This is a genomic window from Lutibacter maritimus, from assembly GCF_900116115.1.
Classification (GTDB): domain Bacteria; phylum Bacteroidota; class Bacteroidia; order Flavobacteriales; family Flavobacteriaceae; genus Lutibacter; species Lutibacter maritimus.
On record NZ_FOZP01000001.1, the window covers coordinates 578,421 to 601,103 of the forward strand.

The window sequence follows — 22,683 nt, forward strand, 5'->3', positions numbered from 1 at the left end:
ATTATTTAATCAGAATTAATAGTGCTCCAATTACAGTTGCTATAAAAATTAATTTTCTGTATAGTTGATTGTTTATTTTTTTTAAAACAGTAACACCAATATAAAAACCTGCAATTATTCCTGGAATCATTAATAAATTTAAGTTGAATGTTTCTAAGTTTAATGTTTTCCAAACAAAAATATGAAAAGGCAATTTAAATACGTTTATAATAAAAAACAGCCAAGCTGCTGTACCTATAAATTCATTTTTTGGTAAACGCATTGCTAAAAAGTAAATATCGGCAAATGAACCGGCTAAATTACCAATCATAGATGTAATACCAGATAAAAGTCCCATTCCACTGGCAAAAGTCCAATGCTTTGGAATGTCAGTAACTTTCTTTTTTTCCATCCAAATCATTATTGCAACTGTAATTAAAATAAAAACAGCCATTATTTGTTTAAAAAGTACTTCAGAAATATCATTTCCTACCCACACTCCTATTAAAACTCCTAAAAACATTGTTGGAAGTAATTTTTTTAAGTAGTGCCATTGCGTATGTCTGTGGTAATAAATTACTGCAAAAATATCTGCAATTACCATTAATGGAATTAATACTCCAGTAGATGATTTTCCACCAAAAACAAAAGCCATCAAAAGCACAATTAACACGCCAAGCCCTTTAACTCCTGCTTTTCCTATGCCTAATAAGATGGCTGCCAAAAATGCAACAATAAAACTTAAAACTGATAAATGATATGGTGCTAAAATTTCTGTAAAATATTGCAAATTATATCTAATTTTTGAAGTTTTAAAGGTACTTAAATTGAATGTTAATTCTGAAATAAAAAAAGCTGTTTCTTTTAAAGAAACAGCTTTTAAAAAACTTTTAATTTGGTTTAATTTTCTCCACTTTCTGCTTTTGCATCTTCCTTCATTTTTTCATTAGGAATAATGGCTAAATTAACTCTTCTATTTTTTGCTCTACCTTCAGCTGTTGTATTGTCAGCAATTGGTTGTTCTTCACCAAACCATTTGGTTACAAAACGATTAGAACTCAAACCTTTTGAAGTAAAGAAATTGGTTACAGATTGTGCTCTATTTCTAGAAAGTGTCATGTTATAAGCGTCTGCACCAGAACTATCAGTATGTCCAACAACTAAAACGTTTGTATCAGGATATTCTTTTAAAATATTTGCCAATTTAGTTAATAACATATCAGATTCTGCATTAATATTGTATTTGTTAGTTTCAAAAAATACACCACTATTTTCATCAAAAGTAACAACAATACCATCATCAATTCTTTCTACTGTAGCTCCTGGTATTTCTTCTTCAATTTGTTGAGCCTGTTTATCCATTTTTTTACCAATTAAAACACCTGCTGTTCCTCCTACAACACCACCAATTACAGCACCAAGTTCACCTCCATTACCTTTTTTACCTGTGTTATTACCTATAATTGCACCTAAAATTGCTCCTCCAGTTGCACCAATTACACCGCCTTTTTGTGCATTATTTGCGTTTTTTGTTGCGTTGCAACTTGTTAAGTTTATCACTACAGTTAATGATAATGTAAGAATTGCTATTTTTTTTAAAATTGTTTTCATTATTCGTTAATTTTATTAAAGTTCATATAAATTTTAAATGGTTTTCCTTCTACTGAAATAGTTTGTTCCCATCTCATGGTAGTTTCTGAAAGTTGTGTTAATTGAAGTCTAAACCCTAAATCATTTTCGGATTTACCTTTAACATTCGTAGGTTTTAGTAAAAAATCGTAAAGTCCAGTATTGGCATCTACTTCTTGAATAGTAAAAATAAAATTACGATCACCTGTTGGCACACAATGTGCATCATTAATAGTGTAAATTCCGCTATTATTATTCGGAATAAATTGCCAAGTACTTCCTATAAAACACTCTTTAGAGGCATCATTTAATAAAGTTACATCAAATGTTCCCATTTCACTGTAAGTAATTTCACTTAAAGTCCAATATCCTTTGATAACTTTTTTCGACTGAATTACCGTTTTAGGTGTTCCACAAGAAAAAACTATTGAAACTAAAAGTACAAATGTTATTATTTTTTTCATTTTTTTTGTTTTTAGATTGTTTAAATATATACTCCAAATGTACATGTTAAATGCATATAAAAAATTACATTTTATTATAAAATAGTTATAAAATTCACATATTTGATTTTAGCAATATCATAAAAAAACTTAAATATATTGTTTATTTATGATTTTTGTGAAGCAATCAAATTAATATTTTTTACTACTATATTTGCAACATGAAAATTGAAATTCTTTTTGAAGACAACTATATTATTGTTATTAATAAACCTAATAATATTTTAATACATAATTCTTATTACGCACGTAATATTAAAGACGCTACATTATTAGATTTACTTGAAAAGCAATTTAATAAGTCATTTTACCCTATACATAGGTTAGATAGAAAAACTTCGGGTATTTTAGTTTTGGCAAAACAAAAGGAAAATGTAGTTGTTTTTCAAGATTTATTTAATTCAAATGACATTCAAAAAAAATATTTAGGAATTGTTAGAGGTTTTTTTACCGAAAGTATTGTAATAAATTCTCCAGTTAAAAATGCTGATACCAAAGTTTACAAAGATGCTGAAACTTTATGTGAGCCTTTAGCAACTTATTTATGTGATATTGCTGTACATCCTTATGAAAATTCTAGATATAGTTTGGTAAAATTAATTCCAACAACAGGGAGAATGCATCAATTAAGAATTCATATGAATAAAATTAGTCATCCAATTATAGGTGATTATAAATATGGTGACAGATTTCATAATAGAATGTTTGAAACTGAATTTGCCTGTGCCAATCTTTTTTTACACGCTTACACTTTACAATTTAAACATCCTTTTACAGGAATACAATTAAATTTAAAAGCTAATTTTCCTGATGATTGGTATAAAATATTTGAAAAATTTAATTGGAATATTTAAAATAAAAAACCGTTTTTAAATTTAAACTTTAAAATTAACTGTTTTAACGTATGTAGTTTAAAATATGTTATTTAGCTTTTTTAATTGTCACGACCACAATGGATGGCTAAATAGTTGAATTTTAATGAAACAGTTTTTAAGAATAAATTTAAAAACGGAAAATATCTAATGTTAAAAAAAAACCGCTTTCAAACTTATGTTCTACATATTTTACTACTTCAAAATTTTACAATTTCAATTATTATTAACCAAATAAATCTCACCCCAATAATTAACTTGACTTACAAATTGCTAATTTAATAGCTACTTAAAATTTATGTTTTTAGATAATTAACTATTAAATTGCTGTAAAATTTCAAAGAACTAAAATTTGAAAACGGTTAAATATTCAAATTTACTTGCATTATTTAGAAAGTAATTTTTGAGCTTTCTCCTTTTTCATTATGTGCAATACTAATTTAAATACTTGTTCTTTTATATATTTAAAGTTTTGTATATAGTTAAAAACTTCAATTTTAATTTCTTCGTGTTTTTTTCTAAAATCGTCTTCTTTTTTCAAATAAATGTTTTCCATTAACAATGCTAAATTCATTTTGTGATCTTGAATATCAGCAAGTAATTTTGCACCTAATTTTTCCTCATGCTCAACACCATTTAAGAAAAGCTTCGCAGTTTTAAAATTTTCCATTTCACACAAACTAATAATATGCTCTGAAAGCATTTCTTTTAAAAAGTCTTGTTCAATTTTTATAAATTCAATTTCAGAAATCCATTTATTGGTTTTTGCGTGTAATACTTCAATACCGTCTTTTAAAAAAGGTGTTTTTTGTTTTGGAATGAGCGTTTTCATAATTTTCATGTTTAAAATTTTAAAAAACCCAAGAAACTCAAGGATTTCTTGGGTTTAATAAAAGAAGACTAATTTATTTCAATCACTTTTTTATGTTCTTCATTTTTTAAAACATCCAATTTCTCCAAATGAATTTTTAAAACACCATTTTCATACTTAGCATCAATCTTCTTTTTAAAATCAATTACTTTTGGTAATGTAAATGAGCGTTTAAATGAATTGTAATAAAATTCTTTACGTGAATAATCTTTTTCTTTTTCTTCTTTTAAATTTTTGTTTTCAGCCGAAATTGTTAAAATTTCATCTGTAATGGTTACTTCAAAATCTTTTTTTGAAAAACCTGGCGCAGCTACTTCAATCTCGAAGTCATTCTTGTTTTCCTTTACATTAATTGCTGGAACCCAGTTGTCTTTTAAAACTAAATCCTCGTTAAATAAGCGATCGGTGTCTAATATTTCTGGAAACATAGCATCGAACATAGGAAAACGTCGGTTAAATTTTATTAATGACATAATAAAAAATTTAGTTTAACTTTTGTGAGTCTAAATTACGCTGAGAATGTAAAAATAGCAATGATTGTAATCATCGTTATTGTTGATTGTTGTCAATAATTTTAATAACTATTGTACTTTTTGAAGTGCATTTTTGTTTAAAATAGTAATAGTTTTTGAAGTAAAATCTATTAAATTTTCGACTTTAAAATCGTGTAAAGTTCTAGCTAAAGTTTCTTTGGCAACACCAATTAAATCGGCTAAATTACTTCTGCTAATGCTTATTTCATTTTTAGAATTTGATAAAAAATCTTTCTGTAAACTTAATAAAACTTCTGCAGTTTTTTTTCTAACTGAACCGTAAGCTAATAATAACATTTTGTTTTTGTATGAAACCGTTTTTTCAACCAAAAAATCTATAAATTGATATAAAACATGGTGATTATTATTTATAATTGCAGCAACTTCATCTTTATTTATTTTATACAACTGTGTGCTTGTAATTGCCTCAGAATATTCTGCATGAGGCTGTTGTTTTACAAATGATGCATAGCCAAAATATTGCTGGTCAGTATAAATCCCAGTAATAAATTCTTTACCTATTTCGTTTATTTTATAAGTTTTTACATTGCCTTTTTTTATAAAGAAAATGTGATTGCTTTGGTTTCCTTGACAATAAATTGTTTCGCCAGTTTTATATTTAAAAATTGGTTTTTGATTTAAAAATTGATCAAAATCTTTAATATCTATATTAGATTTTATTTTTTTATTGTTTAATAATGGAATTTCATTTTTACTTTTTATTTTACTTTCAAATGCTTCTACTCTTTTTAACCGTGTTTCAACAGCTCTTAATAATTCCGATTCTTCAAAAGGTTTGTTTATATAATCATCAGCACCTAATTCCATTCCTTTTCTTAAATCTTGATGATGTGTTTTAGCAGTTAAAAAAATGAACGGTATTTGGTCAAGCTCAGGTATTCTTGATACAATTTGTAATACTCCATATCCATCAAGTTCAGGCATTAAAATATCACAAATTATAATATCAGGTAAAAAAGATTTTGCCAATAAAACGCCCACTTTACCATTTTCTGCAGTTTTAACTTTATAATTGGCAAGTTCTAAAATTTCGGAAGTATTTTCCCTTACAATTCTATCATCTTCAATTAGTAATACTTTCTTGCTCATAGGTATTTAATTTTGGCAATTGAATTTTAAAAATTGTGCCTTTATTTTCAGTACTTTCAAATGAAATTGCTCCATTTAAATTTTGAATATATCCTTTTACAATATTTAATCCAATGCCTGTGCCAGGATAATACAATGCGTTTTTTGCTCTAAAAAATCTGGTAAATATTAAATTTTGTTCATTTATTGGAATGCCAATTCCGTTATCTTCAATTGTGAAATAAATGTTTTTTTTGTTTGATTTAATTTCAACTTTAATTGAGCCATCTTCATTGGTATATTTTATAGCATTATATAGTAGGTTTGTAAGAATTATGGTAATAATTTTATAATCATGATAAATTTCTTTATCATCATTATTATTAAAAATTAATTGTTGATTTTTCTTTAATAAAGGTTTGCTGTTTTTGTAAATATCTCTAATTAAATCATTTAAATTAAATTTTGTGATGTTTAAATTAATTTCACCAGACTCAATATTTTCAAGGGTTAATAAATCATCTAACATGTTGTTTAGGTGATTTATCATTGATTTTATTTTACTTAAATGTTCATTACGTTTTTCAAAATTATTTAAATCGGCATATTTAGCCATTAATTCAGTCGAGCTTAAAATAGCACTTAAAGGCGTTTTAAATTCATGGGAAGCAAGTGCTATAAATTTGGTTTTTAAAAAATTAAGTTCTTTTTCTTTGCTTAAAGATTTTTTTAATTTTTCAATAACTTGTTCAAGTTCAATATTCCGCAATTTTACTTCTTCTTCTAGTTGATAATTTAAAGATTTTATTTTTTTTTCACGTTTTTTTCTTAAACTAATATCAGTTAATAATAATTTAAAATAAGGTTTGCCTTCATATTCAATTTTACCAAAACTGACTTCAACAGGAAATTCTTGTCCACTTTTTTTAACACCAATTAACTCAACAAGTGTTTTGTATTTTTGTTTGTCAGAATGTATAATAAAATTTTTTAAAACACCACAGTTTTTAAAAAGTTTACAAGCTTTAAATTTTCGTAATTCTTCAGAAGAATATTCAAAAATTAACGAAATAGGAATATTTGCCAAAACAATATCTCGCTCATTGTTAAATACCAATATTCCTGCTTGCATTGAATCAAAACATACTTTGTAAAATGCAATTTTTTCCTTTAACTCCATAAGTTCAGCAATTATTGTTAAAGTTAAAATTTATGAAAATGGAATTGTATGATAAAAATCAATAACCTGAAAATACTTTAATAATTTAGCAAGTTTATAATCTCATTATATAATCTGTCTTTTGGCAAGTAATTGTTTTCTAAATTTTTAGTGAATGGAATTGGTGTTTCAATACTTCCAACTCTTTTTACAGGAGCATCTAAATATTTAAAACAGTTTTCAGTAATAATAGCTGAAATATCTGATGCGATTCCACCAAACAAGGTATCTTCTTGTAAAACTAATACTTTACCTGTTTTTTTACTAGCTTTAATAATAGTTTCAACATCTAAAGGTTGTAATGTTCTTAAATCAATTATTTCTGCAGAAAGATTATTTTTTTCAACTATTTCAATTGCCCAATGTACACCTGCACCATACGTAATTATTGTAAAATCATTTCCTTCTTTAATTGTCGAAGCTTTTCCTAATGGAAGTGTATAATATTCTTCTGGAACTTCTTGATATATAGATCTGTATAAAGCTTTGTGTTCAAAAAATAATACTGGATTTGTATCTTCTATTGCTGTTGCCAACAAGCCTTTCGCATCATAAGGGAAAGCCGGATAAACAACTTTTAAGCCTGGAGTTTTTGTAAACCAAGCTTCATTAGTTTGGCTATGGAATGGTCCAGCGCCAACTCCAGCACCACATGGCATTCTTAAAACAATATCAGAATTTTGTCCCCATCGGTAATATGATTTTGCTAATAAATTTACAACAGGATTAAATCCAGAAGAAACAAAATCTGCAAATTGTAATTCAACAACAGATTTTATACCGTTAATTGACAAACCAAACGCAGCTTCTATTATTGATGATTCACAAATGGGAGTATTTCTGACTCTATCTTTTCCAAATTGCGCAACAAAGCCATCTGTAATTTTAAAAACGCCTCCATATTCTGCAATATCTTGTCCCATTATAATTAAATTATCATAACGTTTCATGCTCTGCATTAATCCTTGAGATATAGCGTCAATAAGACGTATATTTGAAGTTTTTGTTAAAGGTTTTATTTCTTTAAAATTAAAGGTTTGGTATACATCACTTAGTTCATTTTCAATGGTTGATTTAAGCTGTTCTTCATCAAAAGCAATTTGTAAATTATCGTTTATTTCAAAAAGAATTTCCTCTTTTATAGATACTTCCAACTCATCCGTAAGTATTTTATTACCTTTTAAAAAGTGTTGATAATTGTCAATTGGATCTCTTTGTGCCCATTGTTCAATTAATTCATTAGGAACATATTTAGTACCACTTGCCTCTTCATGTCCTCGCATTCTAAAAGTTTTGAACTCAATTAAAATTGGACGTGGGTTTGCACGTACACTTTCAGCAATATCAGTAATTTTAGAATAAACTTCTAAAATATTATTACCATCAATAATATAACTTTCCATTCCATAACCAATTCCTTTATCTGCAATGTTAACGCATTTAAACTGCTCATTTATAGGAGTTGACAAACCATATCCATTATTTTCAACACAAAATAAAACTGGTAAATTCCATACCGAAGCAACATTTAAAGCTTCATGAAAATCTCCCTCACTCGTGCCTCCTTCCCCAGAAAACACAGCACAAACTTTGGGTTGCTTTTTTAAAACATCGGCCAACGATATACCATTTGCAATCCCTAATTGAGGTCCCAAATGAGAAATCATTCCAATTATTTTATAATCTTGTGTTCCAAAATGAAAAGAACGATCTCTACCTTTTGTAAAACCACTTTTTTTACCTTGCCATTGAGAAAATAGCCTGTGTAAAGGCACATTTCTTTCGGTAAAAACGCCTAAATTTCTGTGCATAGGTAATATATATTCATCAAAACTTAATGCCTTTGTTACGCCAACAGCAATTGCTTCTTGACCAATACCTGAAAACCACTTTGAAATTTTACCTTGTCGTAATAAAATAAGCATTTTCTCTTCAATTAAGCGAGGTTTTAACATAGACTTGTATAAATCTATCAATTCAGAATTTGAATATTTACCTTGAAAATAAACTAATTTGTTAACAGCATTTAATTGAGATCTCATTATATATAAATTGGTTGTATCAAATTTACACTATTGCAGTAAAAAAAAATACCTTATCACAAAAAATGATAAGGTATTTTTAAAATGTTATTTTAGTTTTAAAGCTCTCTAAAAATTGAGTGCATTAAACGTGTTTTATCATTAATACTTTCTTCTAAAGAAATCATTGTTTCCGTTCTTGAAACTCCATCAATATCATCAATTTCAAAAATAATTTCTTTTGCATGTGTAGTATCTCTTGCTCTAATTTTACAGAAAACATTAAATTTTCCTGCGGTAATATAAGCAACTGTAATGTTAGGGATCTTTTTTAAATCGTTTACAACTTGCATTGTTTTAGATGTCTTATCTAAATAAATACCTACATGAGATATAAATGAGTATCCCATTTTTTCATAATCTAGCGTAAGTGTTGAACCCTTGATAATACCCTCATCTTCCATTTTTTTCACTCTCACATGAATGGTTCCTGCAGAAACTACTAAACTTTTTGCGATATCCGTAAAAGGTGTTCTTGCATTTTCAATAAGAATATCTAAAATTTGATGATCAATCTCATCTAACATAAATTTTTTCATACTACGTTATTGTTAAATATAAAATATTTAGCAAATTTATTAAAAAAATCGGATAATTACATAAAATATTTACGAATTTGATAATTTTAATTCATTAATATTTAATTTTTCCGCATTTACAACGTTATCGCTATAATAATCAGATAAGTCTCCAGTTTGCTCAATTGCCTCGTATCTTACTAATTTTCCGTTAATTACTTTAAATTTAAATTGTATTCCTAGGTCTGTTTTTGTAGTTTCATTATTTTCAACAACTTGAATGTTTTTATAAATTATATCTAAAAACATTTTGTCATTGTTAGGAATTTGAAAATATGGTTTATAGTTTTTAAATGAACTTGCTGTTGAAATAAAATAAATACCTTGTAAAAGGGCATAAAAATTGTATTTTCTAGTGATTTCTCGGTCATAATCGTTTTTAAAATGCCCTGCTTCAATTAGAATTGTATTATAACCTAGTTTTTGAAAATTATCACCTGTTGCAGTTGGATAAAACTCATCGGTATATCTTCCTATGTGATTTGGAATTAATTGTTGTAACAGACTATTCATAGCAACAATTACACTCATTGTCTCTTTTCTTCCTTCGGTTAATGTTCGTTCAACATCTTCTGATGGTGCTAAAAATGATATAGTAGCCGGATTTGGAGTTCCTTCCACATTAAAAATTGAACGCTGATCGTGTAAATTAAAACAAAACTGAGGTTTAAAGCTATCTAAATGCTTGCGTAACAATTTACTTTCAACCGCTTTTTTATCAACAGCATCTCTATTTAAATCAATATTTCGCGCATTTTCACGTGTAAAATTTATTGCGCCATCTGGATTTAATAATACAATAAACTGAAGTGTGCAATTGGTTAATATTGTTTCAATATAATTTTTATGACTGCTAGGAGGTGTTTCAAACAACTTAAATAAGTCGAATACAGCTTTTGTTCCTGTACTTTCATTTCCATGCATTTGTGACCACGAAAATATTTTTATTGATCCTAAACCAATTGAAATTTTATAAATAGGTATTTTATTTTCAGAAAAGCCTATTTGTTCTTTTTTAAATTTTGAAGACAAATTATTAATTAATGGATGTATATCATCAAACAAAATTTGTCTGCCTTTTAATTGCGATTCAAAATTGGCTAAGTACCAATCTTCTAAATTATTCAACTGCACTATATTCATTGTAATATTTTAAGTTTACAAATGTAATCAATCAATAGTTTACATTTGTAAATCAATATTTTTGATTAAATTTTTACAAATGTAACAATAGTTATTGGTTACTTATTTGTACGTATTACAGTCAAGCAATTAGTTATAAGTTTTACTTATACTAAATTTATAATTGATTATATATTATGTAGTTATATTATATTATATAAAGTATATATTTACATTAAAATGTTAGTTATAAACAAATATGTAATGGTAAATTTGTTTTAGTAATTGCAATGCGCTACATTTGTAACTAATAAACGGTTTACAAATGTAACTTATGGTAAATGTTGATAAATTCGCAGAACGATTAAATATTATTATGAATTACTATGAACTTTCCGCTGCATTATTTGCCGAAAAAATAGATGTACAGCGTTCTAGTATTTCACATGTATTATCTGGAAGAAACAAACCTAGTTTAGAGTTTGTTTTGAAAATTTTGAAGGAGTTTCCAGAGGTGGAATTATATTGGCTATTAAATGGCACTGGTAGTTTTCCAAAAAAAACTGAAACGAAGACAAACCCTACTCCTCCTTTAAACTTATTTTCTGAAGGAAATGAACAAACTAAACCTTCTGAGCATTTGAAAGAACAATTAACATCAACCAGTCTTCAGTCAGAAGAAATTGATAGAATTGTTATTTTTTTTAAAAATGGAACTTTTAAAAATTACAAACAACTTTAACTAAAAAAAGGCTTTTGATAATATCAAAAGCCTTTTTATTAATTGTTAAAGCGTTTTTTACTCTAATAACTTAGCAATTCCAGTTTTTAAAATTAACATTAATTCATCTTTATTTTTGTTTGATGATAATAACTGCATTTGAACCATTTGATTTAACATATTAACTGCCATTTTATCAAAATTGTACTTTTTATATTGATTTCCAAGTTTTACAAAATCATTCGTTAAATTATTTATTGCATCTTTATTATCACTTTCCGCAATCCATTTAAATGCACCGTTATACAATTGTTGTATTTTTGGATCTTCAGATAAAAACATTCCTTTTAAAACATGGTTTGCTATAAATGGCAATTCTTCTTTATTATTTTCACTAATATAAATAGTTGTAATTGCATCCGCTAAACTCTCTTTAACATCTTCACTTAAAGTATTTACATTGCTTATTGCGCTTGTTTTATCTATTAAATAAAGTGATGTTAATGAAGCTCCAGTAATTGCATATGATGGATTGTCCATTCCTCTCTCAAAAAGCGGTTTGTAAATTGGATCTAATAATTTACCTAAAACCTTTAAAGCTGCAGCTTGTACTCTCGTACTTTTATCATTTTGAGCCAAATATTCTATTTTTGAAATAGCATCTTTCTTGTTGTATTTTTGAAATAAATCTATATTTTCTAATGCAATTTTTCTAATTTCAAAATAAGGATCATTAAGTGCTTTAATTACTGTTTCATAAGCATCTTTAGAATTTTGTTGTTGTTTAACTATTTCCTCTAAAGCCAATCTTCTATCTAAATAATGTGGTGCATTGTTAAATTGAAAAATATAATTTTCTAAATTCTTTTTATCGGAAATTTCAGCTAATAAAATATGTTTTGCATCAATATTTATTAATTTTGGAAGTTTATTGAAAGGAAAAGTAAATGAATTTTGTTCGCTATCAACCCAAACATTGTAAGTGCTTTTTACACCTACATTTTCGTAAACATCAATAGTTAAAGGAAATTTAAAAACTTTTCCTGGTTGCTGAATGTTAACCGTTACTTTGTTATTAATTGTATTATAATCATAGGTTACATTCATTTTAATATGTCCGTTTCCAAAATACCATTGATTAAAAAACCAGTTTAAATCTTTACCGCTTACTTTTTCTAAAGCTAAACGTAAATCATGCGCTTCAGCAGTGCCAAATTTATGCTCAGTTAAATACAAGTTAATACCCTGAAAAAAAGCATCATCACCTAAAATATCACGCAACATATGTAGAATTGCATTTCCTTTATGATAGCTTACAGTATCAAACATATCTTCTTTATCATGATAAAAGAAACGAACCAAGTTTTTATCTTCACTATCACTTTGTAAATAAGTTTGTACATCTTGATACATATGTGCATCTGCTCTATCTTTTCCGTATTTATGTGCAAACCATAAATATACACTATACGTTGCAAAAGACTCATTTACTGTTAAATTTGCCCAACTTTCTGTTGTTACTAAATCACCAAACCAATGGTGAAATAATTCATGGGCAATAGTTCCTTCCCATTCATTCTCATCAATTAGTTGTCCTTTTTTTTGTTGCGCATCTTCTGCATGAACAACTGCTGTGGTGTTTTCCATAGCGCCACTCACATAATCTCTCACAACAATTTGACTGTATTTATCCCATGGATATTCAATTCCGGTGATATCTGAGAAAAAAGTAATCATTTCTGGTGTATTTCCAAAAATGTCTTTTGCTACATTTTCATATTCTTTTTCAACATAATAATCTACATTAATGTTTTTCCAAGTATCTTTTACAACACTAAATTCACCAACACCCATAAAAAACAAATATGGCGCATGTTTTTGATCCATTTTCCAGTAATCTGTTCGCGTTCCGTTAGCATTATTAGTTTGGCTTTTTAGTGTTCCGTTTGATAGTGTTATGTATTTACTAGGAACAGTCATGTAAATCTCTTGTGTAGTTTTTTGATTTGGAGAATCTATTGTTGGAAACCAACAACTGCTGGATTCGGTTTCTCCTTGTGTCCATATTTGAGTAGGCTTATTAGGATCTTCATCATTAGGATCAATAAAATATAACCCTTTAGCATCTGTAATACTTTTACTTCCTTTTTGGGTTACTTCTTCTGGTTTTGCAATATATTTTACATACACTTCATATTGTTCACCTTTTTTATAAACTTTCCCTAATTCAATAGTAATTTCATTATCAGAATAATTAAATCCGTACTTTACATTATTTACTTTAACTTCTTTTATTTCAAATGATTTTGCATCTAAAGTAACTTTGTTTGTAGGGTAAAAATGAGGTTGCAAAGTAATCCAAGCTTCACCGTTTAACTGTTGTTTTTGAAAATTAAAATCTACTTTTAATTTGGTGTGCACTAAATCGTTAATTTTTTCTCTTTCTGGCTGATATACTTTATTTTGAGCGCCTATTTGAACTGAAATGAGCACTATGAAAGCTAGTATTATTTTTTTCATATGATATTTAAATTAAAGTTTCAAAAATACTATTTTAATTGTGCTAAGGCGTTAATAATAACTTAAAAAAAAGCCATACTAAACAGTATGGCTTTTTAATAATTTTAAAATGTAGTTTACTAATTAATGCTTTTCATTAAGCTTTCTAATTGTTGTAGTTGATTAGAATCTCCGTCTAACTTAATTTGCTGAGAAATTTTTAGAATATCACTCGGATTCATATTTTCTCCAATTACTCTAACTAATGCAAAGCCTTTATTACTATCTGATCCAAAAATTACAACTTCATCAATAGCATCTTCATCTCCTAAATAGTTAATGCTAACATTTCCTTTTCCTCCATTCATTCGCATTAATTGTTTGTATTTCGGGTTTTTTAAAATTTGTTTTACTTTTTCTTTTTCTGAAGTAAACAAATCTTTGTTTGTTTCTGAAATCTGCAATGCTAAAAAGTTTACTTTTTTAATAGTTTTTAACGTGTTTTTAATTTCTTCAGAAACGTCTTCATCTTTTAATTGTAAAATATTTGCTGGTAAATCAATAGAAATAAATTCGTTATTTTCTTTACTATCAACATAATATTGTTGCAATGATGGACCAGAATTACAACTAAAAAATACGATAGTTACAATTAATAGTGCTGCTACTTTTGAAAATACTTTCATTTTATTGTTTTTTAAGTTGTTTTCCACTATTTGGAATATAGCCTTCAGTAATTTTTGAAATTTTATTCAAATCTATATCTCCAGTTAAAGATAAAATTACAGATTCTTGGTTTGCTTTATTTTGTATATCACTTACAAACATTAACAGTTCACTAACGTGATCTTCGTCTTTACCTTGTTTAATATAAATTTTAACATTGGCATCTTTATCTTTTACTCTCATTAATTCAATAAGTTTTGAAGATTTTAAATATCCAGTAACTACATCATTCATTTGTTTTGCAATAGCTGAACTTTCTGTGGTAAAAACTTTTAAGTTATTAAGGCCTTTAACCATGTCAATATATTCTTTTGCTTCAGGACTATTTCCTCCAAATTTACTAGCCATTTTAAAGGCTTCTTTAGTAATTACTACTGTTGTTACATCATCCATATCTTCAAATTTATCAAAAACTGATGATTGTGCATAATTTGCAAATGGCAAGGTAACTATCGCTACTAATAAGATTAATTTTTTCATTTTTTGTTTCATTTAGGTTGTTTAAATACTTTGTTTTTTGTGGTTTCAAACTGTTGCAATTGTGCTACAGCAACAGTTCCTTTGTTTAAATTTGCTGAAAGCATTCCTAAAGCCATTTGTGTTTCGGCCATAATTTTTTCAGCTTTTTGCTCTTGGTTTTTTTGATAACCAGTGTAAACACTTACTAGTAAAACTACTGAGGCGGCTACAGATAACCATTTCCAATTCGTTTTTTTAGTTTTTAATTGAATGGTTTTTGTAAATCGTTCACTTTTACTAGTTGAAAAATATCCGAATAATGTTTCATATTCTTTTAAATGTGGCGCTACATTACCTTGCGAAAAATAGTTTTTTAACTCTTTTTCTTCTGCAATGCTAGTTTCTGCATTTAGGTATTTTTCCAACAACTTTTCTATGTTAGCTAATTCCATAATTATGTTGTTTTGTTAATTGTTCTCTAATTGTTTTTCTTGCTCTAGATAATGAAACTCTTACGGCTGTTGGATTAATTTGTAACATTTCTGCTATTTCCTCAAACTCATATTCTTCAATATCTCTTAATTGTATTATTATTTTTTGTTGTTCAGGTAAGTTTTCAATCAATTTATGAACTAAACTTACACTGTCATTTAACTCTACACGTTTTTGTAATGACGTGCCATTTTCTTGATAATTACTATGTACTAATTTTAAATTACTTGCTTGTTTAGATTTTAATCTGTCAAAACAATAATTTTTTGTCATAGTCATAGCAAACGCTTCTATACTATTATAATCTGCTAATTTGTTTTTATTTTTCCAAAGCTTAAAATAAAGCTCCTGTGTTGCATCTTCTGCTTCTTCAGTAGATACTAATAACCTTTTAGCCAATCGAAATACTTTATCTTTAAAAGGCATTACAGTTTTTAAAAACTCTGACTGCTTCATTTTAAGTTTGGTTTTTTACTTTTTAAGTCGATTACACAATTATGACGAACAACTTTCGTTTTTGTAACAGCAACATTAAAAAAATGTAATTAATTTTAATATCTTGCGACAAAATTAAATGAAAATTAAATTCAAATAACAATATGAAAAAAGTTAGCTATAAATTAGCTCTTAGCTTATTAACTATTACATTTTTTTTAGGATGTAATAAAAGTGATGATTCCCCAAACTCTTCAACAGCAATAGATTTTTCTCAGGTTGAAATACAAGACTTTATTTGGGAAGGAATGAATGCATATTATTTATGGAAAGACAATGTTCCTGCTCTGGCAAATTCTAAAGATGATAATAATGAGAGTTATTATAATTTTTTAAAATCATATCCAGATCCAGATAATTTTTTTGAAAGTTTAATTTACAACAGAGAAAATACTGATAAGTGGTCTTGGGTTGTTGATGACTATATTGCTTTAGAAAATTCATTTCAAGGAATTAGTACTAGTAATGGTGTTAAATATAGATTATCATACGAATCTGGTAGTGATTATAATATTTTAGGTTATGTTCGCTACATACAACCAAATTCTGATGCATCAACAAAAGATGTTAAACGTGGTTATGTTTTTGATGCTATTGATGGGATACAATTAACAGTTGATAATTATAGTAGTCTTCTTGCACAAGATACTTACACTATGAATTTTGCGAATTTAAACGGTGGAGTTCCTGTTTCTAACGGAAAATCGGTTACTTTAACAAAAAGTGCCTACCAAGAAAATCCAGTATTAATAGCTAAAACATTAGATGTCAGTGGAACAAAAATTGGCTATATTATGTATAATGCATTTACAAGCACTTATGATCAACAATTAAATGAAGCTTTTGGACAATTAAAATCTGAAGGAGCAACTGAATTAATTTTAGATTTAAGATATAACGGTGGTGGTTCTGTACAAACATCCGTTTATTTAGCAAGTATGATTACAGGGCAGTTTAATGGACAATTATTTGCGAAAGAAAAATGGAACACTGAATTGCAAAGTTGGTTTGAATCTAACCATCCTGATTGGCTGGTTAATAGTTTTGAAAACCAAATTACTAAACAAAATTCAAATGGAAGTACTATACAATTACCTATTAATAGTTTAAATTTAAATAGAGTTTTTGTTATTACAACTGGAAGTTCAGCTTCTGCTAGTGAATTAATTATCAATGGTTTAAATCCGTATATAAATGTAATAACTATAGGTACTAAAACATCTGGAAAATATACAGGGTCTATTACTTTATACGATTCTGATACATTTGGAAGAACTGGTGCTAATTTAAACCCAAGACACACTTGGGCAATACAGCCAATTGTTTTAGAAACTGTTAATAAATTAGGTGTTAATGATAAAGATGGTTTTGATCCAACTGTTGAAATAATTGAATATGTTTCTGATTTTCAAGAACTTGGTATAGAAACTGAACCGCTGTTAGCAAAAGCGATTGAACAAATTGTACCAAGTGCTAAAACTTCTGCTAAAAAGAAACCTTCTGTAATTATTGAAGATTTTAAAGGTTATAAAGGTGATTCAAAATATGAAACTGGAATGCATGTTGATAAAGAATTACCTGCAGACTTCTTTAATAGATTGAATTAAAAACACTTTATTGTATAAAAAAAGCCGTAAAATATATTTTACGGCTTTTTTTATTTTTTAAAATAAATTATATTTTTTTAACTCTAACGGCATTTAAACCTTTTAAGCCTTTTTCAAGTTCATAAGTTACTTTATCATTTTCTTTGATTTCTTCTAATAAACCACTAACGTGTACAAAGAATTTTTCTTGAGTTTTTGCATCTATTATAAAACCAAACCCTTTTGAAGTATCAAAAAAAGAAACTTTTCCTTCATTTGGCACATCTGGTTCTTCAACTCTATCTTCTTTTTTAGGAATTCCAATTTCTATACTTGCAGCATCCACCTTAATTTTTCTTGACGGATCTGGAGGCGTATCTGTAAGTTGACCATATTCATCAACATAAACAAACATACTTTCCTGACCACTTGCCTTGCGTTCTTCTTTTTTAAGCAGTTTATCTTGTTTCTTTTTTAAACGCTTTTTTTCTCTTTCTTTTTTACCAAAGGTTTCTTGTGATCCTGCCATTAATTATTTTTATGTTTTAAGTTGTATTTATATTGTTAGTCCTAAACAATTTATAGGGTTACTTTAATTATATTAAAAAAAGTAAACATTTGCAAATATAAAATTAAGTTTTGATTATTTTTAATTATTTTCAATATAAAAAAGAAATAAGAATGAAAAGAATAATGTTTTTTTTAATTACTAATAAAATTTCAATTTTACAAAACTTCATTATCTTATTTTAACTAATTTTAAAATTAAATTATTAAAAAATTGTCATATTTGTTTATAATAGCATTTTTCATTACTTTCATAATAACTATTAATAACTAAAATCTAAATTTATGTCAAATTCATCAACAAAACCAACGGTAATTTTTTGGGTTATAAGCGTTATCGCTTTATTATGGAATATAATGGGTGTTATAGCTTATTTGAGCCAAGCATATATAACAGATGAAGCTTTAGCTCTTTTACCAGAAGCTGAACAAGCTTGGTATAATAATGTACCTGCTTGGGTAACAGCAGCATTTGCCATTGCTGTATTTGCTGGTACACTTGGAAGTATTGCGCTACTACTTCGTAAAAAATGGGCAGTAACTTTATTTATAATGTCTTTAGTAGGTGTTGTTGTGCAATCAATTTATTCTTTTTTTATTCAAAATTATGTTGAAATTACTGGAGAAAAGGCAATAATGCCTACAGTAGTAATTTTAATTGCGTTATTTTTAGTTTGGTATTCTAATAAATTATCTAAACACAGAATTTTAATCTAATTTCATACAAAATTTTAAAAAAGACCTATAAATTATAGGTCTTTTTTTTATTTAATTATAATTTTGAACTATATGAAAAACCTTTTAATAATTGGATTTGTTTGGCCAGAACCAAACTCTACAGCAGCTGGAAAAAGGATGCTTCAAATTATAGATCTTTTTAAAAAGGAAAATTACACCATTACTTTTGTCAGTGCTTCTAAAAAAAACACACATTCTTTTCAATTAGAATATTCAGGGATAAAATCATTTGAAATTGAATTAAACAATGAAAATTTTGATAAACTATTACTACAAATAAATCCATCAATTGTATTGTTTGACAGATATTTTACTGAAGAACAGTTTGGATGGAGAGTTGATGAAGTTTGTCCAAATACATTAAAAATTTTAGATACAGAAGATTTACATTTTTTAAGAAACGCTAGACAAACAGCTATTAAAAAAAATAAGGATGATTTTAAAGCTTTTTTAATTAACGATATTACGCTAAGAGAAATTGCAAGTATTTATAGATGCGATTTAACACTTATTATCTCAAAATTTGAGATGAACATTCTAATTAAAGAATTTAATATTAATGAATCATTATTATTTTATTTACCTTTTTTACTTAATAATACTGAAGTAAATAAATTAAGTGAATATCCTACTTTTTCAAACAGATTACACTTTACAACTATTGGAAATTTCAGACATGAGCCAAACTACAATTCTGTTTTGTATTTAAAAAAATATATTTGGCCAATAATAAAAAATAAACTTCCTGCAGCTGAAATGCATATTTATGGTGCTTACGCTTCAGAAAAGGTGTACCAATTACAAAATATTAAAGATCGTATTTTTATAAAAGGTTGGATTGAAGATTCTAAAAACGCATACATAAACTACAAAGTGTGCCTCGCTCCTATTCAATTTGGTGCTGGTTTAAAAGGAAAATTATTAGAAGCTATGCAATTTGGAACTCCTAGCGTTACAACTACAATAGGTGCCGAAGCAATGCAAAGTGATTTAAATTGGAATGGATTTATTGAAGATGATGCCGAAAAATTTGCTGAAAAAGCTGTAGAATTATATGTAAATGAAAATACATGGCTTGAAGCGCAAAAAAATGGCATAAATATTATTAAACATAACTTTTCAAAAGAAAAATATAGCTCAATATTATTATTAGAAATTGAAAATTTAGTAAAAGAATTAAAAAAACATCGACAAAATAATTTTATTGGCTTAATGTTGTTACATCATAAAATGAAAAGCACCAAATACTTATCCAAATGGATTGAAGAAAAAAATAAAAAATTATAATTTCAATTCGTTTAACAGTTGTAAAATATTATTTGGTATACGAACTACTTTCATTAATTTTTTATCCAATAAACACCAAGTAGTTTTAGCTTTTGTTAATAACTCTCCATTTCTACTAATTTCAACAAATCGATCCGATTTAACTCCATAAGTATCGCCAATCCAAGTTTTTATAGTAACAATATCATTTAAAAATGCGGGTGAAATATAATCAATTTCATGCCTTAAAACCACCCAAACATACTTATTATCAAACTTTGAATTTGTTAGAGAAGCCCAATGTTTATTAGCTGCTAACTGAACCCAGTTTAAATAATTAATATTATTAACATGGTTTAAACTGTCAATTTCATTACTTTCAACCTGATGTTTAAATTCATAACATACATTATCCATTATTAATACTTTTTTAAGCTAGAATTTTAGTTATATTTTAAAAAAATGTATCATTTAAAACCTGCAAATTTGTTTATATTATCTTTTTAAAAAAATTGCTTTATTTAGTGTAAAACTATAAATTTACAAATTATAACGAAAATTCCTTAAGCTTTATAAATTACTTACAAAGTTTAAGGAATAATTTACAGTCGTATTACTAATTAAAAAAAAATTATCGTGGGGACGACAGTTTTTTCAAAGGTTTTGCGGCTGTTTTTTTCAAAATTTTAATAAAAACAGTTGTTTTAATCTTTTTAAAAATACTACACGTTGTGGGGACGACGAATTTCTAATGATTTTACAACTGTTTTTTTTTAACAACAACCTTTTTTAAACATTTGTGTTGTTTGGGGACAACAATTTTCTCAAATTATATTTTATAGTAAATATTTAATCACAATACCTTTTTTATTTTTGTATTCAAAGTAAGGCATTAATGCATTAATTATATTTTTTTCGTGTTTACTTTCTTTACTTTTGGGTTTACTCTTAACCGTTTTCATAATATTTTGAATTTAAGTTATTTTTTAATAAACATTTGTGTAAAATAATTTCTTCCAGTAGTATTGCATTCTGTTGAAATTCCAAAATGTGTATAACTATCATTTTCAATAATTTCTCTGTGATGCTCACTTGCTATCCAAGCATCAAAAACTCCTTGCGCTGAATAATAGCCATATGCAACATTTTCTCCTACATTTTTAGCACCAACAGTTCTAACTAATTTTTCATTACGTTCTGGAAAATTATCGTGGTTTACCAAACCTGTTTCTAACATATAAGTGGTATGTGTTTTTGCAATTGTTGAAATAAAATCTAAGGTTTGTAATTCATTCAATCCTCTTTCACTTCTATAATTATTTACTAGATCTAAAATTTCTAATTCGATTTCAGAATATTCAACTTTTAGTTCACTAATTTGATTTACTTTATCAAAATAAATTCCATCATCTTCATTAGAACAAGCTGACATAGTTAAAACAACTGCAACTAGCAGTAACAGGTTAGATTTTAATAAATTCATTTTCTTGGGGTTTAAAGTTTGTTGATTTTATTATTATGAAAAAGCGACCGTAAATATTATCGTTATTATTACCGTTGTGGGGATAATTGAATGTTGATAAATAGTTTACGGCCGCAAAGAATTTGCAGATATAACTTTTGAAAAAAAAATATATGTTTTGTAAGTGAATTGCAAAAATCTTGAATACTATAATATTCAAACAACGTAGAAATGTTGTTTTTTTCTGGATTTTTGCTGCTATTATGGGTTGTAGCGCAAAATAGAAATCTTAAAAAGATTAATGATTGATTATTCATGTCTTTGGGGTTTTGGCTTTGTGTTTGGGGTTGATTTATTACTATTACACTAATTTAATTTTAAAAAAAAGAGGTAGAAACAAGGTTCTTACTAACCATCTAACTTTTTAAAGCATTTTCGGATCACTTTAAATAAGTATGTGACTACAGTGTGACTACCTCTTAAGGGGTTGATTTACTTTTTCATTAATTCTTACTTTAATTTTTTTTAATTATTCTTACTAACTTTTGAGATTTTTTTAATTGAATATTTAGGGGTGTAAATAGTTAATTAAAAAAAACTTTTATTTTGGGGTGATTTATTTATTTCTTAATTTTTCTAATAATATATTTAGAGTTTTAATTTCGCTTTCTGTTAAAGTATTAACTACTCCAGTTTCAAATTGTGGTTGAATTGTATCTATCTCTTCAAGTAATGCTATACCTTTGTCTGTGATAGTAATATCTACTTTCCTCCTATTTTCTTCATTTTGGACTCTTGATATTAATTTTTTTAACCTTAATTTTTCAACTAAACGAGTGGTGTTACTGTTTTTACTAACCATTTGGGCTGAAAGGGTTAACAAATCAGTAGGCTCACCATTTAAATCTCTCAAAGAACGTAAAACTTGATATTGTTGAATTGATAAAGCGTATTGTTTTAGATGGTCTGAATATGTTTCAGTCATCCAATTACCTGTTTGTAATATGTTATCTATTGTATAACCAGGTAAGTTTAACTCATCCTTTTTATCATTTTTATTCAACTTCGGGGGGACAACAATTTTCTATACTACTATTGTATAGACATCAAATGTATATACAATTATTATATTAAACAAATTTTTTTGTTAAAAACTTTGCATTTGTACTGAAAAAAAAATGTTTTTTTGAAGTTAA

The 22,683-nt window shown here is 26.9% G+C and carries 24 protein-coding genes; 5 read left to right on the plus strand and 19 right to left on the minus strand.

Features of this window, described 5'->3' with window-relative positions; translation table 11 throughout:
• Position 1: 1 nt before the first annotated feature.
• From BM335_RS02785 to BM335_RS02795, 3 genes are all read right to left on the minus strand, one after another.
• Complete coding sequence (locus BM335_RS02785) at positions 2 to 769, minus strand: sulfite exporter TauE/SafE family protein (RefSeq protein ID WP_245780594.1); 768 nt, start codon at positions 767 to 769, stop codon at positions 2 to 4.
• Between the two features lie 110 nt (positions 770 to 879).
• Positions 880 to 1,590 (minus strand): YiaD family glycine zipper/OmpA-like lipoprotein, encoded by a 711-nt coding sequence (locus BM335_RS02790; protein WP_090222900.1) that lies wholly within the window; start codon positions 1,588 to 1,590, stop codon positions 880 to 882.
• Positions 1,590 to 2,072: a lipocalin family protein gene (locus tag BM335_RS02795; protein ID WP_090223246.1), complete on the minus strand. Its 483-nt coding sequence runs from the start codon at positions 2,070 to 2,072 to the stop codon at positions 1,590 to 1,592. Before BM335_RS02795 ends, BM335_RS02790 begins: the two co-directional genes overlap by 1 nt.
• Positions 2,073 to 2,272: 200 nt before the next feature.
• Between BM335_RS02795 and BM335_RS02800 the strand changes: the two genes are divergently transcribed.
• Positions 2,273 to 2,965, plus strand: a complete 693-nt coding sequence (locus tag BM335_RS02800; RefSeq protein ID WP_090222902.1) for a pseudouridine synthase — start codon at positions 2,273 to 2,275, stop codon at positions 2,963 to 2,965.
• 403 nt (positions 2,966 to 3,368) lie between these two features.
• Here BM335_RS02800 and BM335_RS02805 read toward each other — a convergent pair whose 3' ends face one another.
• From BM335_RS02805 to BM335_RS02835, 7 genes are all read right to left on the minus strand, one after another.
• The gene (locus tag BM335_RS02805; protein ID WP_143102373.1) at positions 3,369 to 3,815 is read right to left on the minus strand and encodes a hypothetical protein; all 447 of its coding nucleotides are present in this window, start codon (positions 3,813 to 3,815) and stop codon (positions 3,369 to 3,371) included.
• Positions 3,816 to 3,883: 68 nt separating this feature from the next.
• Complete coding sequence (locus tag BM335_RS02810; protein ID WP_090222907.1) at positions 3,884 to 4,327, minus strand: Hsp20/alpha crystallin family protein; 444 nt, start codon at positions 4,325 to 4,327, stop codon at positions 3,884 to 3,886.
• Between the two features lie 108 nt (positions 4,328 to 4,435).
• Positions 4,436 to 5,497, minus strand: coding sequence for a response regulator (locus BM335_RS02815; RefSeq protein WP_090222910.1), 1,062 nt, complete (start codon positions 5,495 to 5,497; stop codon positions 4,436 to 4,438).
• Positions 5,472 to 6,656 carry a PAS domain-containing sensor histidine kinase gene (locus tag BM335_RS02820; RefSeq protein WP_090222913.1) on the minus strand — a complete coding sequence of 395 codons (1,185 nt, stop codon included), beginning with the start codon at positions 6,654 to 6,656 and terminating at the stop codon, positions 5,472 to 5,474. The genes BM335_RS02815 and BM335_RS02820 overlap by 26 nt, the downstream gene beginning before the upstream one ends.
• A 77-nt stretch (positions 6,657 to 6,733) precedes the next feature.
• Positions 6,734 to 8,737, minus strand: coding sequence for an alpha-ketoacid dehydrogenase subunit alpha/beta (locus tag BM335_RS02825; protein WP_090222915.1), 2,004 nt, complete (start codon positions 8,735 to 8,737; stop codon positions 6,734 to 6,736).
• Between the two features lie 98 nt (positions 8,738 to 8,835).
• Positions 8,836 to 9,315 (minus strand): Lrp/AsnC family transcriptional regulator, encoded by a 480-nt coding sequence (locus tag BM335_RS02830; protein WP_090222918.1) that lies wholly within the window; start codon positions 9,313 to 9,315, stop codon positions 8,836 to 8,838.
• A gap of 69 nt (positions 9,316 to 9,384) precedes the next feature.
• Positions 9,385 to 10,497, minus strand: coding sequence for a M14 family zinc carboxypeptidase (locus tag BM335_RS02835; RefSeq protein ID WP_090222921.1), 1,113 nt, complete (start codon positions 10,495 to 10,497; stop codon positions 9,385 to 9,387).
• 313 nt (positions 10,498 to 10,810) lie between these two features.
• Between BM335_RS02835 and BM335_RS02840 the strand changes: the two genes are divergently transcribed.
• Positions 10,811 to 11,218: a helix-turn-helix domain-containing protein gene (locus BM335_RS02840; RefSeq protein WP_090222923.1), complete on the plus strand. Its 408-nt coding sequence runs from the start codon at positions 10,811 to 10,813 to the stop codon at positions 11,216 to 11,218.
• Positions 11,219 to 11,275: 57 nt separating this feature from the next.
• Here the strand turns inward: BM335_RS02840 and BM335_RS02845 are convergent, their stop codons facing one another.
• From BM335_RS02845 to BM335_RS02865, 5 genes are all read right to left on the minus strand, one after another.
• Positions 11,276 to 13,717, minus strand: coding sequence for a M1 family metallopeptidase (locus BM335_RS02845; protein ID WP_090222926.1), 2,442 nt, complete (start codon positions 13,715 to 13,717; stop codon positions 11,276 to 11,278).
• 119 nt (positions 13,718 to 13,836) lie between these two features.
• Positions 13,837 to 14,382, minus strand: a complete 546-nt coding sequence (locus BM335_RS02850; protein WP_143102374.1) for a DUF4252 domain-containing protein — start codon at positions 14,380 to 14,382, stop codon at positions 13,837 to 13,839.
• A gap of 1 nt (position 14,383) precedes the next feature.
• On the minus strand, positions 14,384 to 14,902 hold the full coding sequence (locus BM335_RS02855) for a DUF4252 domain-containing protein (RefSeq protein WP_090223248.1): 519 nt from the start codon (positions 14,900 to 14,902) through the stop codon (positions 14,384 to 14,386).
• A gap of 8 nt (positions 14,903 to 14,910) precedes the next feature.
• The gene (locus BM335_RS02860; RefSeq protein ID WP_090222931.1) at positions 14,911 to 15,333 is read right to left on the minus strand and encodes a hypothetical protein; all 423 of its coding nucleotides are present in this window, start codon (positions 15,331 to 15,333) and stop codon (positions 14,911 to 14,913) included.
• Complete coding sequence (locus BM335_RS02865; RefSeq protein WP_090222933.1) at positions 15,320 to 15,829, minus strand: RNA polymerase sigma factor; 510 nt, start codon at positions 15,827 to 15,829, stop codon at positions 15,320 to 15,322. The genes BM335_RS02860 and BM335_RS02865 overlap by 14 nt, the downstream gene beginning before the upstream one ends.
• A gap of 143 nt (positions 15,830 to 15,972) precedes the next feature.
• On the opposite strand from BM335_RS02865, the gene BM335_RS02870 reads away from it, so the two are divergent.
• Positions 15,973 to 17,475: a S41 family peptidase gene (locus tag BM335_RS02870; protein WP_090222935.1), complete on the plus strand. Its 1,503-nt coding sequence runs from the start codon at positions 15,973 to 15,975 to the stop codon at positions 17,473 to 17,475.
• A 67-nt stretch (positions 17,476 to 17,542) separates the two neighbouring features.
• Here BM335_RS02870 and BM335_RS02875 read toward each other — a convergent pair whose 3' ends face one another.
• Complete coding sequence (locus BM335_RS02875; protein WP_090222938.1) at positions 17,543 to 17,983, minus strand: cold-shock protein; 441 nt, start codon at positions 17,981 to 17,983, stop codon at positions 17,543 to 17,545.
• 323 nt (positions 17,984 to 18,306) lie between these two features.
• Here BM335_RS02875 and BM335_RS02880 point away from each other — a divergent pair, with 323 nt between their 5' ends.
• Positions 18,307 to 18,738 carry a hypothetical protein gene (locus BM335_RS02880; protein ID WP_090222943.1) on the plus strand — a complete coding sequence of 144 codons (432 nt, stop codon included), beginning with the start codon at positions 18,307 to 18,309 and terminating at the stop codon, positions 18,736 to 18,738.
• 72 nt (positions 18,739 to 18,810) lie between these two features.
• Complete coding sequence (locus BM335_RS02885; RefSeq protein ID WP_090222945.1) at positions 18,811 to 20,046, plus strand: glycosyltransferase family 4 protein; 1,236 nt, start codon at positions 18,811 to 18,813, stop codon at positions 20,044 to 20,046.
• Here the strand turns inward: BM335_RS02885 and BM335_RS02890 are convergent.
• The 3 genes from BM335_RS02890 to BM335_RS02900 form a co-directional block, all read right to left on the minus strand.
• Complete coding sequence (locus BM335_RS02890; RefSeq protein ID WP_090222948.1) at positions 20,041 to 20,442, minus strand: acyl-CoA thioesterase; 402 nt, start codon at positions 20,440 to 20,442, stop codon at positions 20,041 to 20,043. The two genes, BM335_RS02885 and BM335_RS02890, sit on opposite strands and share 6 nt — an antisense overlap.
• Before the next feature lie 562 nt (positions 20,443 to 21,004).
• A complete protein-coding gene (locus BM335_RS02895) occupies positions 21,005 to 21,508 on the minus strand; it encodes a CAP domain-containing protein (protein ID WP_090222951.1) in 504 nt (167 codons plus the stop codon).
• Positions 21,509 to 22,103: 595 nt separating this feature from the next.
• Complete coding sequence (locus tag BM335_RS02900) at positions 22,104 to 22,550, minus strand: MarR family winged helix-turn-helix transcriptional regulator (protein WP_090222953.1); 447 nt, start codon at positions 22,548 to 22,550, stop codon at positions 22,104 to 22,106.
• Between the last annotated feature and the right edge of the window lie 133 nt (positions 22,551 to 22,683).